We start from the raw sequence: 16,155 nt of genomic DNA on the forward strand, positions 1-16,155 counted from the left end.
TTGATTGGACCTAATCAGCAGAAAATCCTTGTCCATTCCTGGCGAATGACCATTCCATCCTTAATAATCATGGTATACCATTTATTATTGATATGTGGTTCTCCGTAAACATCTGTTACGGTTAGATAGATTAGACCTTTCGGCGTCTTCTGAAAATCGAATTGAACAGCATCGAATAACTGCGAACCAAGGTTCGTTAGCAAGCGAGTTTGTCCTGCGGAATCTGTTAGATATAAACTCCCTGTTTACTTCCAATACGAACGGCTATCTTTTTTCCCCATCCAGTAAACTTCGCTCTTTGATGCGATTTATCCCATACAACCTTCAACCCTGCCGCTTCCCAGTGACTGGCTGAAACATAAGTAATCCCATCCTTTACTAGTGCAGCGCTCGTACCTTTCCCGCCTCCATCCATAATGAAAGTAAAATAAGTGATCAAAGTCTCTCCTTCTATTAATCCTCTCAATCTGCCTCTTTTTCTCTCATTTCGTGGTTCCCCCAAGAATCTGTGAAAGTTTTCTCATATATTGATAGGGAGGTTGGCGCCAAACCTTAAACAAAATAATTGAAAGAAGGCAATTACAATGGCTTTAGGTTGTGATACAGCTACAAATGTAACAGCAGCAAGATTAACTACACTTAAAAATAATAAATTCACATTCGTTTGCCGATATTTGAATCGCGTCGAAGGATATCAGGATGGTCTCACCTCAGCTGAGATTACACGGATTTCAGATGGGGGATTATATATCATATCCCTTTATCAAATCAGCAAATCGCTCGATCATTTTACGAAAGCCAATGGTGTTAAAGATGCTGAAACGGCTGTAGGCTTAGCAAGTGATTTGGGACAAACCAGCAGCACTCCGATTTATTTTGCCATAGACCGCGATATGACCTCTACCGAAATCACAAACAATATAGTACCTTATTTTCAAGGCATAAAATCAGTGCTAGACAGCAGTACTAAAAATTCCAAAGGCTATAAAATGGGTATCTACGGATCACGAGCAGTCTGCTCTCATATTCGAGGCACTAATTCCGCCACAACACGTTACACCTTCATCGTAGATAATGACTGGCAGGGAACCTTCGATGATTGGAACCTGCGACAATATAATTTCAACACTGAGGTAGGAACGAGCACTGGCAAAATCAACGTAGACTATGTAGAGTCCTCCTCACATAGCGGTGGAGGCTGGAAAAAGTAATTTATTCCTCTTTTATCGGTGACGAGGCGTTATACTAAAGCAGATGATGATAGATTCAAATAAAGTCTCGTTATTAAAAAAATAGTAAAAAGACAACCAGGCATTGATTATCCGATTATTGGAGAAGCTCTGCCTGGTGTTTTTGGTTTGTAGCGGAAGTTTAAGCAGATAATGATAAATCGTAGCTATCCGACTTTAAGGTCTTCTTTGGGCAACCCTCGGAGAAAAATCGCTGTAACTTTATGCAACCTATGAGATAACTGCACTCTATACACTTATTTCGTCTGTAAAAGGCTAACTTCTCACTTTAACTGTATTCTATACAATTAAAAACCACAGTTATCAGCTTTAGTGGCAAAAAACTAAAAATTAGGTGTACAAAATACAACTATCTTCAGGAGCGAGTTTTTCGAGCGAAAATAGCTGTACGAAATACAATTAAAAGCCACTACATATTAAAATCGTCAGCCCTCCATATAAAAAAGGGGCGGGATCTTTGTAGACCCCCCCCCTGCTCCACTTGCTCCTATTTAGAATCGCCCATTTGATCATATGCTGAATCATACGTCCACTTCAGGCCGTTGTCCTTACTCGACAGATAGATGGTACCTACAGTGTTGCCCTCTTTGCTGAGCAGAATAGGATACAATCCCTCTTTTCCATTAAAAATAGGTGAAAGCGGCGTTTTTTGATATTCATCAAAGGTTTCCGGCAGGGATACCACGAGCTTTTCCCATGACTTACCCTTATCTTTAGTCCAATAAATAACAGGCCCATTATCTTCATAATATCTGAACCCCAAGAATCCGATATCCTTGTTAGAAAACCCTGCCCCGGCTAAACTTTCCGCGTATAAATCGTTAGGATTTCCAAGCTCCGTCCATGTCTTCCCGCCGTCAGAGGTCTGATATACATAATTTAGCGAACGTCCCACACCTACAGAACCTCCGGAGACGATCCAACCATTTTGCTTGTCAGTAAACCCGATGAACTTGGCATCATAACCCTTAGCACCTTCAATGTTGTAGTTATTCCACGATTTCCCCATGTCATCGCTGATTAATACATGTAGAGGGGATTCTTTACCATCCGCAAATCCATATACAATTGCGGTTTTGTCCTCGGAGATATAAAATCCGGTATCCGCTCTCCCCATCCCCATTTCAGTTCCAGTCGTATCAAGTTTTAAAGGCGTTTGCGCTTGGATCTCCCCTTTCCGATAGGAGACAGAGACATTACCATCCTCGTCCATGGAATACGTATTCCCAGCGTCACGCACAACAACTTGTTCACCACTAGAGCTGTAGGAATAAATAGTACCTGGTTTGAGCGCCGTATCTGTAGATTGTCCGGTTAGGTTCGTACAGGCTGCTAGCACTGCAGTTATACCAACCACCATTAAGACCGCAAGAAATGCACCTACTCCATTTCGTTTTTCTTTCATATTTAAAATACTGCCGAATCGCTGCTTCATCGAGTGTTTTCCTCCTGCAAAATTCGTTGATAAAGCTACATGCCGAGTAGCATTACTTTGCATAACCGATAAAATGGCTTCGCAGTATTTCTTTCGATATGCTGCATTTTGCTTACGTACAACGGTGTCATCACAATAAATTTCAATTTCGCGGACAGCTTCGCGTGCCATGAACCAGACCAATGGATTAAACCAATGCAGTGCCTGCACAATCAGTAGCAACAGCTTATATATGATGTCATGCCTTTTGTAATGGACCAGCTCATGTTTTAAGATAAACTCCAGCTCTTCCTCACTATATTGATCATGCGGCAAGAATAGTGTTGGCTTGTAAAAACCCATTAGCATCGGATTCGGAACTTTACTGCTTATCAGAACCGGAATGGCGGGTGTTACATGCATTTCTTTAGCGACTTGTTTGAGCTTGGCGAACATATCCTCTCTCTGAAGAGGGCTGCTCCAACGTAATACCTGTTTTCTGAAAAAGAAATAACTAAGCAAATGATACCCTAAAAAAAGCACAGCTCCAGTAACCCAGATGTACGCTAAGATATTAGTTATAGAAGGGATATGGCTTACATCCCCTGTCTGGACCGGCTGAGAGATTACTGACGTATCCGCCTGCAAATTCTGGGACACTGAGCTTTGAAAGACAGTTGCTATGGCCTGACCTTCGGGTAGCTGAATCGCCACAGGAGGATTGGTAAAGGAAAAGTTGAATGGCAACAATAATCGCAGGGTTAGGATCAACCATATCCAATAGCTCAACTTAGCCGAATAATGTTTTCTTAACAAGGGAGTTAATGTGATTAAGCCGATAATAACTAAACTTATGGTCACAGAGATAACCAGAAAATCTGTAAAAAGACCTGTTATCATCAGGATTCCTCCTTATCTACTCTATCGAGCATTTCCCGCAACTCAGCAAGATCGCTTTTATCAATCGCCTTTCCGTTGTATAAGGACATTACCATATCCTGCACAGAGTTGCCAAAAAGCTTTTCAAGCGTAGACTTCCCTTCGCTCTCTTTATAATCTGTCTCAGAAATTGCAGCGAGATAACGGTTGCTCCGCCCTTCTTTTTCGCAAGATAGAAAGCCTTTTTCAACCAGCCGTGACAGCACTGTCATCAAAGTAGCAAGCGCCCACTTACGTTTATCCCCCAGTTGATTCAAAATATAAGAGGAGCTAACCCAACTCTCGGCTCTCCAAATCACCAGCATAATTTCCAGTTCAGCATCTGGCAAGCGTTTGATTTTGTTATTCATCCCTATTTCTCCTTGTTATACATTTGTGTAATACATTCATTATACAAACGTGTAATTAAAAAGCAAGCACATTATTTCTAAAATATGTATACATTCTTAGACGTTTATTGTTTTAATAAAGGTTTCACAAGTCCAGTAGCAAATAATAAATAGAACCCTAGGAATTTTTATAAGATTCCAACAATGATAACCAACGCACACTCAGCTGAAATTTATAACTATTTTGGAAACTAAGTGATTGGTCTGCATTATTCTTAAGTAAGGAGGTCGGTTATGAAAAAATTTAGTATTCTATCATTTTCACTGATAATTTTACTGATTTTATTATTTGTATTAGTCAGACCCACGCAAAAGATCTTAAGTGTCAATCTTGCATCCGAAACAACAGAAATTACTTATACTGACCGTGAAAGCCTTCAAATCTTCGAAGATGCTATAAGAACTGTAAAAAAAGTACGCGGGTCTGTTGATGTGGGTGAACCGACTTATCGAATGACTGTTACTTACGCTAATTCAAAGGTGGCCGGATTCAGCCTTTATATGGATTTTAAAACGAAAGATGGTTTCCTGATTAAAGCTAGCAATAGCGAAAAGATGCTGGATTTAAGAAATAAGAATTCGGTTGAGCTAGCTGATCTGTTAAGTAAAGAAAAGGAAGATTAAAATTTGGAAACTCAATCTAAAAATAGGCATGGTCATCATACAAATGTAAAAACAAGCCATCCTTTAGTACTAACTAAGGATGGCTTGTTCGTAATTATATTATTTTCCTGCGCTTCAGATATACTGTCCCGCTCCGCTCAGAGCGCTGCAATTCTCTGCTGGATGCGTGGGAATAATGCAAAGGCATTCTCATAAAATACTTTCTCGTGGTGCTGCTCAGGCACAAGTCGGCGGACGAACTCCGCATACAGGTCAATAGGCGCGAGTGGCCAATCGGTACCGAACAGCATTTTTTCATAGTGATCAGAGTACACCAACGCCCGGCGAAAATGATCCATAAACAGGGGTTCATTCATGAACCGCTCAAAATGAGGCCGGTCACCAACAACGAGACCGGACAAATCGGCATAGACGTTTGGATTCTTGGCGACCACTTCGGCAGCATCCATCACCCAGGGATCGCCTAGATGGCAGATCATAAAGTTCACGTCGCGCCGTTGGAACGCTAGTTCGTCCACGGTAAGCGGATGCGCATACTTAAGCAATCCATTCATCGAATACGTATCACCGGTATGAATAACCACAGGCGTGCCGTACTTGGCTGCCAGCTCATAGATCGGCGAGTAGATTTTGTCATAAACGTAATGATGATAGTACCCGGCATAGAGCTTAATACCAGCTACCTCAGGAGCTTGCAGCCGTGCCTCAATTCGGTCCAGCTCATCCAAAGCATCCTTTCCTCCGAGCATATTCGGATTAATGCCCACGCATTCCATTAAGAACGGCGGTACACTGGCTTCCAAGTCGAGACCCATCGGATTGGGAGAGGCAGAGTCAGGAAAGGCTCCCTTCGTCTGCTCCGTGACCCCCATTCCAATGCCGAGAACAACGTCGTTCTTGTCAAACTCCGCTTTGAGCCCAGCAGCTGTGTAATCAACTTTGGAGAGGTCCAGTGCTGTCTGATGAAAGCTATCGATGTCCGACAGATGAATGTGAATATCAATGATTGGCATTTATAGTCTCCTTTTTGTCAGAAGCACTAGCAAAGGTCACATTCATAAGATTACGAACTGCCTCTGGATCCAGAGCGAGCTCTCCCATGATCATGAAGGTCGGCTGTGTCCAAGCGGTTTCTCCGTTCAGAAGTAGTAGATGGTGATTCACACCATATGTGAATACCTTATTGTTCACGTAAGACATAGCTCTCTGATTAGGATAACTATGCACCACATGCAGCATGTCTTTACGCGAAGTTGCACCGATTCGGATAAGCCCCTTGGATTCCAGATGGGCTTCGACCTTCCCGATAGGGAAGTTGCCTTCCTCTGGGAGCTCCATCCAGCCTTCCGAATAGATTGGTGAAGGCTTAAAGTAACTATCCTCGGATAGCGAATAATGCGGTAGCGTCATTCCACTTTCATTGGTTACTGAAATCAACACACAGAGCACAGGAACTCCGGGCAGCATAAGGTAATGCTGATTGATCATGATCCCCCGGTTTGCTTCCTGCTTCTCCATCGAAGTGGTCAGTCTCAATCCCTTCCAGACGTTGCCGTGATCATCCATCTGCTCCGTCCAAGCTGCGCTTCTTGGCTCCTGCAACCGGCTAAATCCGCCTATGCCAGAAATACCCACACCGAGTCCACCATGCCAAGGATTCCACCAGGAACGTGGTTCTGCTTTCGGAAAGGTGCTGTCCAACCACTCTTCTCCTCGGTGCTTCAAGGAATGCACAACACTGCCGAAATCAGGAGCAGCTGCAATAGATAGAACTCCGTTGGTCACTGTGTAAATGGGACCCGCAGGTCCTTCTTCTATCCCACAAACAACGCTTGTTTCCGTTTGTGGAAACCAGAGGCCTGTTCGCTCTTGAATGCGGTCCTCACCGCGATAGACGACCCGGACCTTACGGCCAGATTCGTTGTGTTCTGGTGATTCTGTATCCTCAGTAGAGAGCTCAAAACCTGCGGAGTGCAAATTTTGTCCTCTTTGCAACTCCATCTCAGCGACACTTCGCTCCTCTTCTCCATCAGCCTGTACATACAATTCAAGGCTTCCATCAAGCGGTGTCATCTTTCGTTCGATTAGCTCGGCATGAAGTGCCCCTGCCGCAAACGGATTTCCACCGCCGAGCGTTAGCTCAAGATGGTCATCCAACACCGGTATGACCGAATTCTGCTGTTTTAGGGCAAAGGCGCGAAATTCCGACCACTTAAGGAAGGTGTTAAGAGCAAACATCATAGTTTTTGTCCGTACGACATCTCCAGCAGAGATTCGGCCAAGATTATGCTCCAGCCCAAGCGGGTATTCCGGGCGAAGTAATTTTAGCGAAGGATCCCAGCAGATTCCGCATGTGACGTTCTCTTCCTTGCAGAACAACCAGTTCTCCGTAATTTGTGCACTGTCCCAAAGACTTGGATCGCCTGAGTAAGCATCGCCCATGTCCACGTATTGGCCCTGATATGGCAAGATAAGCTGTTTACCGAAAAAGCCGAAATTCGTCAACAGATACATGTCTTCTTCCATGATGTCACTATTGGTATTGCAGACCTCGCTATAAAACTCAGCGATTCCGTTAGCAAATAGCTTAGCCACTCTTTTTATCTCAAGACCCGGAAATTCTTCCGACTCGTAAAGAGCTTCGAGCACCTGACTCTCCCCTTCAGAATAGATCTTTACTTCTTTGGCCTGTTTCTTAGAGAATTCTTCTGCGAATGGCTTGCCTAACTTCGGATGGGTCAACCAGAAATTATGGCTCGAGCCGGGATATTCAATCCACATTCCATTGTCGGTATTATTAAGATGAATGGAGTAGGCGCCATTTACAGCCACCCACTGATCCCCGTTTTCCCCACCAAAGCGGCCATGCGTTCCCTTCATTAGAACGGATAGCTTGCTGATAAAGGTGACTGCCTTCTCTCCAACCGGAACGGCCGTTACCTCAATAGCCTGTGAATAAAGACCGTATGACTTTAGGGTAAAGGGTACTTGAATAGAAGCCTTACTCTTAGCTGGAACAGTAAAGCTTACTGTACGGTCCGCCCACATCAGGAATTCGTCTTCGGGCAAATCAAAAGAAAATTCTGCTTCTGCAGCAAAATTATTCTCCACATTAAGGTACAGTTCCGAAGGAAGACCCAGATACAATTCCCGGTGTGGCAGCGCTATCTTCATTTTGAGTGGAAATTTAGGAGCAACGCCAATGCGGAATTCCGCACGCTTGCCACCGATGATCCACTTGCTCATAACAACGGGGTGTGTCTTCTTATCGTTCTGTTCTTCCCGAACTGAATCAAGCTCAAAATCACCTTCCACGATAACCGTTTCACCTGGAGCGAGTATTCGCGCAGCAGATAGAGCAAAACGGATATTTTTATCGTTCTGGCCTTCGATCTCAATGGCCAGCTCAGACGCCGAACGATTCTTGATGCGATAGCGAATCTTGTAGGTCGAACCGAACACAAGATCATGATCATCAATCTCCGTGGAGATTTCATAGTCTGGTGTATCAAGAGCGGTCAGACCGCGGCCAGTCTTCTCGAATTCCGCCCGCAAGGAGAGTTCTCCCTTTTGCCAAGTATAATCAAAGAAATCAAAGCCACGCTCCTGGCGGCCATCTGGCTGGATGGGAAGTTCACGTGTACTGTCTGCATACCAATCCAGTTCTTCAAAATAAGGAGCAAGTGCTTCCGTTTGCAATACAGTTGGAATGAAGTTCATCAGATGGACGTAATCTTCATTTTTCTCCCAAAAAAATCCGCATTTCTTATACATCGGTACGGCTTTCGTATTACCTGCCCAAGTGAACAGATCAAGACGTGGCCAGCCCGCTTCTATTGTTTGGCGAACAGTGTTCAGAATCAGATTGCGGCCAACCTTGTATCCGTGATAATCAGGCCGTACATTCAATAGCGGGACATACAATGCCCCTTCATCTTGACGGTAGTGGGCGAAGCTGCAGAAGCCGACTACCTCTTTGCCATCAACGGCAAGAAAGGCATTAAGATTGGACGAGATCTCCATCTCACGGCGCACACTGTCCTCAGTTCTCTGATTAGTGCCTCCGCCCCAGCTTTCGTTGCTGCGGTTCCACATTTCTGCGACCGCCCCAGCATAAGAAGAATCGTATTCGATAATGCGGATTTGTTCCGCTGTAGTTTTTACAGTCATGCTCTCATCTCCTTATTCCTCAAAAAAATATGAGTATGTATTCGCATAAAGTTATTGTGGATAAGCTCTCTACAACATATTGAAATAACTCCTACGAGTTCTTATTATACTATTAATTGGAAGCTCAATACGAGGTAAAAAACTCTTTCACCTTATTTTCTACATAAACTCACAGCCGGCAGAAAGCTACAAAAAAACTGCTCCTAAGAGCAGTTTTTTGATGTTAATCCACCGTCCCAACATTCTCCAAGTGTAATGAGCTTTCGGAGCTGACGCCTGCTTCCGTACTCAGAGTAGTAAGTGCTTGTTTTAGATCCTCTTTATTCACATAGACATACGGACTCTTCCAAAGAGATTCCACATGTAAGGAATTAATATGCTCTGGTTTAAGTTTAGGGAAGTTGAATAACCACTGCTGCAGATCTGCTTGAGGAATATCCGTCTTCACATTTTCACCAATGATATCCAATACATTTCCCCATTGGGACACGCCTTGGAAATTTCCTAGCTTATCCAGAATCTGCTTGATTACTTGCTGCTGCCGATCATTGCGCTGGAAATCGGAGGATTCAGCCGTTCCTTGATTCGATTTACGGTACCGTACAAAATCAAGAACTTGTTTGCCATCCAGCTTCTGCAAGCCTTTCTTTAAATCGATGTGTGTACCATCTGCCGTATCGGTATATTTCATATCCATATCGACATCTATAGTCAGTCCGCCAAGCAAATCCACGGTCTTCTGCAACACATCAAAATTCACCACAACCATGTGCTCTATCGGCAGACCGAGCAAATTGCTGAAGAACTCTTTTGTATTTGGAATAGCCTCTGTTTTGTCTTTTATGTAATGATAAGCATAATAATAATTGGCTTTGCGGGAAGGCAACGATTTAGGTTTTAGCAACAAATCCCGTGGTAAAGATAAGAAACTCGTCGACTTCGTGTCCGGATTGAAGCTGACAAGCATCAGAACATCGGTATTCATTACTCCACCACCGCCATCCCGACTATCTACCCCGGCTAGCAGAAAAATCATAGGTTCAACCGATACCGTCTCCTTTTTTTCCTCTGGAGCAGCTGTGGGCTGGATGGTGACTGGAGCTGCCATACGCTGTATCGCATCATCCGTCTTTTTATATAAATACCCTGCATATACTCCAATCCCTATAATAGCTGCGCCTAAGACAAGACCAATGCTCGTCAGAATTTTACGGGTTGTTGTCCACTTGCGTTTGTTAGACATAATTTCCTCCACTCAGTTCCAATAGCTAATTCAATCAGTGCTTTCATCCTTATGAACTTTAACACTTAACACCATGCCAATCGTAATCATATTAGTTAGCAATGAGCTGCCTCCATAACTAATAAAAGGCAATGAAATCCCCGTCAGGGGCAGCAACCCAATATGCATCCCAAGATTAACGGAAACTTGAAAGATGAACATGGCGATAAACCCGGTGACAATATAGGTACCCGCACGGTCCCTACTATCCAGCGCAATAAAGATCATTCGGTACACGAGCAGTAAATAAAGCATCAGCAGCACGGATGAACCTATAAAACCGTATTTCCCCCCGATGACTACATAGATCGAATCGGAATACGCATATGGAATATATCCTTTTCGCAAAAAAATACCTTCACTGCCCGATAATCCTCCGGAGCCAATGGCTATCATTGCGTTTTTTACATGCCAAGATTTATCAGGATCGCTTTGCGGGTCCAAAAAAGCTTGGATTCGTGACAATTGATGGGGTTCGACAATCTTGGATAACAAGTCGAAGTTGGCATAATACAGCCATAGTATCGTGCCGATCGAAATAATCACAACACCAAGGATCAGAATCATATATAGAGCACGGATGTTACCAATCCACAGCATACTAAGTAATATGCCAGCAAAAACGAGCGCTGTACCCAAATCGGGCTGATCCATTATTAAAATGAAAGGAATTAAAAAAACGAAACAAACCGGTACTAAATCTTGAAAAAACCGCAGCTGCTGGCCCTCTCGTGTACCTAATAGATGAGCAATGAGCAGCACCGTACTTATTTTAGCCAGCTCGGAGGGCTGAAGCTGAAAGCTCCCAATGCTTAACCAACGCACGGCACCATTGAGATTTTCTCCAACCAGCTTGACTAGTACGAGTAAACCTATGCCCACGCCATAAAAGAGATACGCTAACCTGCCTAATAGAATCTTATAATCTACCAAAGCAATGAATAACATGGGTAGGCAAAATAAAGCAAATAAATACAAATAACTTATGTAAAGACCGTCTAACCGCGTATCCGTAGTCGCTTCATAAATAGCAACAGTACCCATGCCAACTAAGCAGGTGGTGAGAAAAAGTACGGATCTGTCCAGCTTTGCAATTTTGGTAGAGATGAGCATAAAACAACCTCTATTTAATTTCTGTAGTTTTCTTGTTGTGCTGAGCACTTTTACTTCTTTTTTTCACATTGAAGCGCTACGGATGACTAGATTGAATGATTACCTCAGATCAAATTTGCCCTGATACGCTTTCTTCGATAACAGCTTCAGTTTATCTTCACTTAGCGTATAGATATCCAGACCATTCCCAGCCTCACCCAATGACCAGCCCAGCGCGAGCTCCTTATGGCCATCTTCATCAACATCAAAGAATCCGGCATAATCTAGACCATACCCAAACCCCTCAACCTCGGAAATCTTCTGCCAAGCTTCATTTTCCTGCCTCAACAACATTGCTTTTATAGTATATCCTTTGTTTTTACTGTACTCATACACAACTACGGCTTCGTCAATTCCGTCTCCATCCATATCGCCAAAAGAGATGGCATTATCCTCTTGTCCCTTCATCGGAGTTATCAATTGAGCTTTGTCTGGAAGCCACTTAATAAATTCCTGGCTCGTTTTGTCTCGCTCCAGGCTTGCTTCTGATGATGGAGGTTTAATCAGCTCTCCGGGTGTTGCCGGGACTCCGCATCCTCCGAGCAAAAATAAAGTTGTAAACAGGGTACCAATTTTTATGAATTTGCCCGGCATTTGGATCATCGACTCCTCGCTTGTCCGCATATATAGTATTTTATCTGTGAAAGAGATGAAAGTGGTTATGAAATAGTTAAATTTGAATTCTTATTCTATCGGTAAGTCAAATTGGACAATCGTTCCTTTGCCTAAAGTGCTGCTTATTCGTAGCTCTCCATGATGCAATTTAATGATCTGTTCCGAGATGGATAATCCCAAGCCGCTGCCCGAAGCCTGTTGATCCCCTTTGTAAAATTTTTGCCGCACATTCTCTAAATCCGTCTCTGCGATACCTGAGCCTGTATCCTCTACAGAAATCACGACTTTCCCTGGAACCGTTTGGGCGCTGATTAAAATCCGATCTGATGAACCAGTAAATTTGATTGAATTATCAATGAGATTAATCATGACTTGCTTCAAACGATTCTCGTCAGCTTGAATTACTGGCAGATGTTCTTCTATTTTCACTTCTAGTGAGATGCCTTGTCGGGTCGCTCTAGGGGTAAGTTGTCTGCCGATATGCTGCAGCAGTTCTGTTAGATCCACTGATGTGAAGTGAACGGCGATTCTTCCGTTATCCAACTTGGAGAAATCCAACAATTCATCCACCATATGAGTTAACCTGTCACTTTCGGATTCAATAATATCAAGCCCATCATAAAATAGAGGTAGATTACTCACCTCACTCGCCTTTAAAGTAATTGCCCAACCTTTGATCGAGGTCAAGGGTGTTCGCAGTTCATGGGACACGGAAGCGATAAAATCATTCTTAAGCTGTTCACTCTTGGAGATTCGGCTTGCCATCATATTTAACGTATCCGCCAATGAACCAAGCTCATCTTGATAGCGCTTATGCACTCTGATGCTGAAATCTCCTTCGGTCATCTGGTCTGCTGCCTGCTTCAGATCTTTAATTGATCTGGTTATGGTCCAAGACAGCAATAATCCAAGTAAGGTGACAATGCCAATAACGATGATCCCCACCCCGATCAGTAAAACCGTAATATGTTTAACTGTATGTATAGTTTCCGTTAAGGACGTGATAAATCTGACTCCCCCCACGATGTTTCCATTAGCCTGCAAGGGATAAGATACCGCGTAAATTGCTTCCTCAGTGTTAGGGTCCGCACCTTTCCAACTGCCGGGCTGCCCTTTTATTGCTGCTTGTACATCTATGTACTCAGTCATAGTTAGATCGCCTTGAAGTCCATTTGAGTCCTGCAACAGCCAGCCTTCAACATTAATAATCTGCACCTGTGCATCAGAATGACTCGCAAAACCCTTCAGTAACCTATCCGATTGTTCCTCCAGATCCTGGTCCCCAAAGTATTGCTGAAAAAAAGAAGCCGATAGCTCTGCTTGATTCATCAAGGTTTCCTCTATGTTATGAAAATAATAATATCGCACAGATACATTAAGAATGATTTCAAGAATGAGCACAGTAAGACAAATGAGTATAAAATAGCTTCCTACTAATCTTTTCTGAATCCCCATTCTTCAACCATCCTTTCTAAAGCGGTAACCGAGCCCCCATACCGTCTCAAGCCAATGCGGATTAGAAGCATCAACCTCAATTTTCTCTCTTAACTTACGCACATGAACATCCACCGTTTTGGGATCTCCAATATAATCCTCTCCCCAGACAAGATTCATTAATTCATTTCTAGAGAGTGCTGTATCCGGATGCTCCAGAAAGGTTTTCATCAACTGAAATTCCTTCGGAGTTAATTCAATGCTGTCATCCTGCTTAAACATCTTGTTCGCGTTCAAATCCAGCCGGATCGGTCCAGCTTGAAGTATAGTTCTTTGCGGCTTTAGAGCGGATTCTGTACGGCGCAAAATAGCTTTAATACGTGCTACCAATTCTAATGGATTAAAAGGTTTAACAATGTAATCGTCAGCACCCATTTCAAGGCCATTGATTTTGTCCAAATCCTGTCCACGTGCGGTTAAGAAAATGATGATGACCCCAGCGTCTTTCTCTCTTAGCTTTCGGCATATTTCGAACCCATTAGAATCAGGCAACATGATATCCAGAACCATAACATCTGGACGGCTCACCTCAAAGCTCTGCAATGCTTCTTCTCCACAAGCAGCTTCACTAACCACAAACCCATTATTCGTTAAATTTATAGATATAAAACGTCTAATATTATCGTCATCTTCCACAATAAGCACATGATTGCGATCAACAGTATCCACGATTTCCACCCCTATTACCCAGAGTCTAAACAAGTAAAAAAACAAAAAAACTCTCCCGGTAAAGAGAGAGTCTTGTCTCGGATCCCTATAATTAAATCACAAGTGGATATTACTCTAAATCGCTATAGTTGTCAAAAATCTAATCCAGATACACAGCCTTGCCGGTCTGCGCCGATTCATAAATAGCTTCCAATATTTGCGAAACGACAAAAGCCTGTTCAGGAGTTACAACCGGGTCTTTATCCTGTTCAATCGCTTCAATCCACTTTCTTAATTCTATATCCGGAGCACTTTCAGCTTTTCCTTCATAATAGGCAACACCGCCTGCCCCAAGCTCAATTTTATTGGTGTACAGCTTGCTGAATTTCTCTCCGTTAATTCTAAGTCCGTCCTTCATATCTGCACCTGCTTCCGTCCCACTTAAGCTGCATTTCGCTTCATGTACGTCTAGTGAATTCAGAGCCCAGCTCGCTTCCAGCATGATTGTTGCACCATTCTCCATTACGACCATTCCAAAGGCTGAATCCTCTACGGTGAACTTTTTAGGGTCCCACGGTCCCCAGGCGTTGGCGGCTTCTTCTTTTTGTGAAAGTTCATGATATTTAGTGCCCAGCACAACTTTTGGTTTATAGTTATCCATCATCCAAAGGGTTAGATCCAGCGCATGGGTTCCGATATCGATAAGCGGACCGCCGCCTTGTTTCTCTTCATCAAGAAATACTCCCCAGGTCGGTACGGCTCTCCGTCTGATGGCATGTGCTTTTGCAAAATAAATATGACCAAGCTCTCCGGACTCACAAGCTTTTTTCAAATATAAGCTGTCTTCTCTGTACCGGTTGTCATATCCAATGGTCAGCTTCTTGCCTGTACGTTTCGCTGCTTCAACCATTCGTTTGGCATCTGCCGCCGTCTTAGCCATTGGTTTTTCGCACATCACATGTTTTCCGGCTTCTAGAGCAGCGATTGATATTTCCGCATGGACATCATTAGGCGTAAGCACATGAATAATATCAATGGATTGATCTTTTAATAGTTCAGTGTAATCCGTATAGACAGTAGCTTCATTATTTCCGTATTTCTCCGCTGCCTCATCAGCACGTTCTTTAATAATGTCACAGAAAGCCACGATCTCAACCTTACTTTGTCTGCTCAAGCTTGGAAGATGTTTGCCATTCGCAATACCACCACATCCAATAATCCCTACACGAAAAACCTTACTCATATCCTTCACCCTCACCTCTAATGGATTTGTTTGCTGTTTCGATAAGTTGCCGGTGTCATACCTAACCGCTTGCGGAAGACAATATGCAAATAGGTAGCATTGGTAAACCCTTCCGACTGTGCGATTTGTTCTATCGGATAATTGCTTTCTTCAAGCTTGCGGCAGACCGCTTGCAATCGAATATCCTCAAGCGCCCTACTGAATGATTGTTCTGCATTTACTTGCTTAAACACCCGCTGCAGCTGCCTTGAACTAATATTTAGCTTTTCCGCAACATTTTCTAAGGTAACCGTTCCTGAATAATTCGCTTCCATATATTGCATTGCGTATTGATACCGGTAAGTCAGCATATCTCTAACCGGCGCCTCCGTGCGGATCCCGCCTGAATCATACGCTCTAACGGCCTTTAGTAAAATACTGATCACAAGATGCTTAATTGAAGTATAATATCCGGTCAACTTCCCATCGCATGCTTCGTACGCTTCTCGAAAACACTTCATAGCCCCGTGATAGTCTTGTGCTGGAACCAAGGGTAAACACTTCAGCTTCTCCACACAGGTCTCAGCTTCCGCAACCTCCCAAAGATCAGCATCATCCCTGATCCTCTTTTTGATGTCAACATGCAGACATAGCTCTTCCATGGATTCATAAGCATCTGCCTCTTGACGATGCATAACACCTGGTCCGGTTAGATAGAACATTCCTTCTGAAAGAGGATATTTTTGATCCCCAAGAATGACTTCTCCCTTCCCGCGCGGAATGAAATGAAATTCAAATTCAGAATGATTATGGAACTCGACTACTCTGCCCGGTGGAAAAGATGTCAAATGAAATCTAAACACTGTAATCTCGTAATGTCCCCATAGAATCGTGATATCCAATCTTTCAAGCATGTCCTGCTTCTCAAACATCATCTCATAGGGAAAGCTGCTCAA

Annotated in this window: 15 protein-coding genes; 2 read left to right on the forward strand and 13 right to left on the reverse strand. The window is 43.4% G+C overall.

What is annotated here, in order from left to right; genetic code table 11:
* Positions 1–14 precede the first annotated feature (14 nt).
* Together NSQ66_RS19040 and NSQ66_RS19045 are read right to left on the reverse strand one after the other, a co-directional pair.
* A complete protein-coding gene (locus NSQ66_RS19040) occupies positions 15–203 on the reverse strand; it encodes a hypothetical protein (protein ID WP_036688806.1) in 189 nt (62 codons plus the stop codon).
* A gap of 23 nt (positions 204–226) precedes the next feature.
* Positions 227–466, reverse strand: a complete 240-nt coding sequence (locus tag NSQ66_RS19045) for a hypothetical protein (RefSeq protein ID WP_141118455.1) — start codon at positions 464–466, stop codon at positions 227–229.
* A gap of 118 nt (positions 467–584) precedes the next feature.
* Between NSQ66_RS19045 and NSQ66_RS19050 the strand changes: the two genes are divergently transcribed.
* The gene (locus NSQ66_RS19050; protein ID WP_036688810.1) at positions 585–1,211 is read left to right on the forward strand and encodes a glycoside hydrolase domain-containing protein; all 627 of its coding nucleotides are present in this window, start codon (positions 585–587) and stop codon (positions 1,209–1,211) included.
* A gap of 526 nt (positions 1,212–1,737) precedes the next feature.
* Here NSQ66_RS19050 and NSQ66_RS19055 read toward each other — a convergent pair.
* Both NSQ66_RS19055 and NSQ66_RS19060 read right to left on the reverse strand, forming a co-directional pair.
* Complete coding sequence (locus NSQ66_RS19055; RefSeq protein WP_076141046.1) at positions 1,738–3,564, reverse strand: M56 family metallopeptidase; 1,827 nt, start codon at positions 3,562–3,564, stop codon at positions 1,738–1,740.
* Positions 3,564–3,953 carry a BlaI/MecI/CopY family transcriptional regulator gene (locus NSQ66_RS19060; RefSeq protein ID WP_036688814.1) on the reverse strand — a complete coding sequence of 130 codons (390 nt, stop codon included), beginning with the start codon at positions 3,951–3,953 and terminating at the stop codon, positions 3,564–3,566. The genes NSQ66_RS19055 and NSQ66_RS19060 overlap by 1 nt, the downstream gene beginning before the upstream one ends.
* 273 nt (positions 3,954–4,226) lie before the next feature.
* On the opposite strand from NSQ66_RS19060, the gene NSQ66_RS19065 reads away from it, so the two are divergent.
* Positions 4,227–4,616 carry a hypothetical protein gene (locus tag NSQ66_RS19065; protein WP_076141047.1) on the forward strand — a complete coding sequence of 130 codons (390 nt, stop codon included), beginning with the start codon at positions 4,227–4,229 and terminating at the stop codon, positions 4,614–4,616.
* A 137-nt stretch (positions 4,617–4,753) separates the two neighbouring features.
* Here NSQ66_RS19065 and NSQ66_RS19070 read toward each other — a convergent pair whose 3' ends face one another.
* From NSQ66_RS19070 to NSQ66_RS19110, 9 genes are all read right to left on the reverse strand, one after another.
* Positions 4,754–5,629 carry an amidohydrolase family protein gene (locus NSQ66_RS19070; RefSeq protein ID WP_076104960.1) on the reverse strand — a complete coding sequence of 292 codons (876 nt, stop codon included), beginning with the start codon at positions 5,627–5,629 and terminating at the stop codon, positions 4,754–4,756.
* The gene (locus tag NSQ66_RS19075) at positions 5,616–8,786 is read right to left on the reverse strand and encodes a GNAT family N-acetyltransferase (protein WP_076141048.1); all 3,171 of its coding nucleotides are present in this window, start codon (positions 8,784–8,786) and stop codon (positions 5,616–5,618) included. Before NSQ66_RS19075 ends, NSQ66_RS19070 begins: the two co-directional genes overlap by 14 nt.
* Positions 8,787–9,009: 223 nt before the next feature.
* Complete coding sequence (locus NSQ66_RS19080) at positions 9,010–10,029, reverse strand: LCP family protein (protein WP_036688825.1); 1,020 nt, start codon at positions 10,027–10,029, stop codon at positions 9,010–9,012.
* 30 nt (positions 10,030–10,059) lie between these two features.
* Positions 10,060–11,181 (reverse strand): FtsW/RodA/SpoVE family cell cycle protein, encoded by a 1,122-nt coding sequence (locus tag NSQ66_RS19085; protein ID WP_076141049.1) that lies wholly within the window; start codon positions 11,179–11,181, stop codon positions 10,060–10,062.
* 99 nt (positions 11,182–11,280) lie between these two features.
* On the reverse strand, positions 11,281–11,814 hold the full coding sequence (locus NSQ66_RS19090; protein WP_038572145.1) for a hypothetical protein: 534 nt from the start codon (positions 11,812–11,814) through the stop codon (positions 11,281–11,283).
* 90 nt (positions 11,815–11,904) lie between these two features.
* On the reverse strand, positions 11,905–13,290 hold the full coding sequence (locus NSQ66_RS19095) for a HAMP domain-containing sensor histidine kinase (RefSeq protein ID WP_076141050.1): 1,386 nt from the start codon (positions 13,288–13,290) through the stop codon (positions 11,905–11,907).
* 3 nt (positions 13,291–13,293) lie between these two features.
* Positions 13,294–13,998, reverse strand: a complete 705-nt coding sequence (locus NSQ66_RS19100; RefSeq protein ID WP_036689130.1) for a response regulator transcription factor — start codon at positions 13,996–13,998, stop codon at positions 13,294–13,296.
* A gap of 139 nt (positions 13,999–14,137) precedes the next feature.
* Positions 14,138–15,220 carry a Gfo/Idh/MocA family oxidoreductase gene (locus NSQ66_RS19105; protein WP_038572153.1) on the reverse strand — a complete coding sequence of 361 codons (1,083 nt, stop codon included), beginning with the start codon at positions 15,218–15,220 and terminating at the stop codon, positions 14,138–14,140.
* Positions 15,221–15,237: 17 nt separating this feature from the next.
* Positions 15,238–16,155, reverse strand: coding sequence for an AraC family transcriptional regulator (locus NSQ66_RS19110; protein WP_249267675.1), 918 nt, complete (start codon positions 16,153–16,155; stop codon positions 15,238–15,240).

It is taken from the genome of Paenibacillus sp. FSL H3-0329, assembly GCF_037963285.1.
GTDB classification, from domain to species: domain Bacteria; phylum Bacillota; class Bacilli; order Paenibacillales; family Paenibacillaceae; genus Paenibacillus_AQ; species Paenibacillus_AQ odorifer.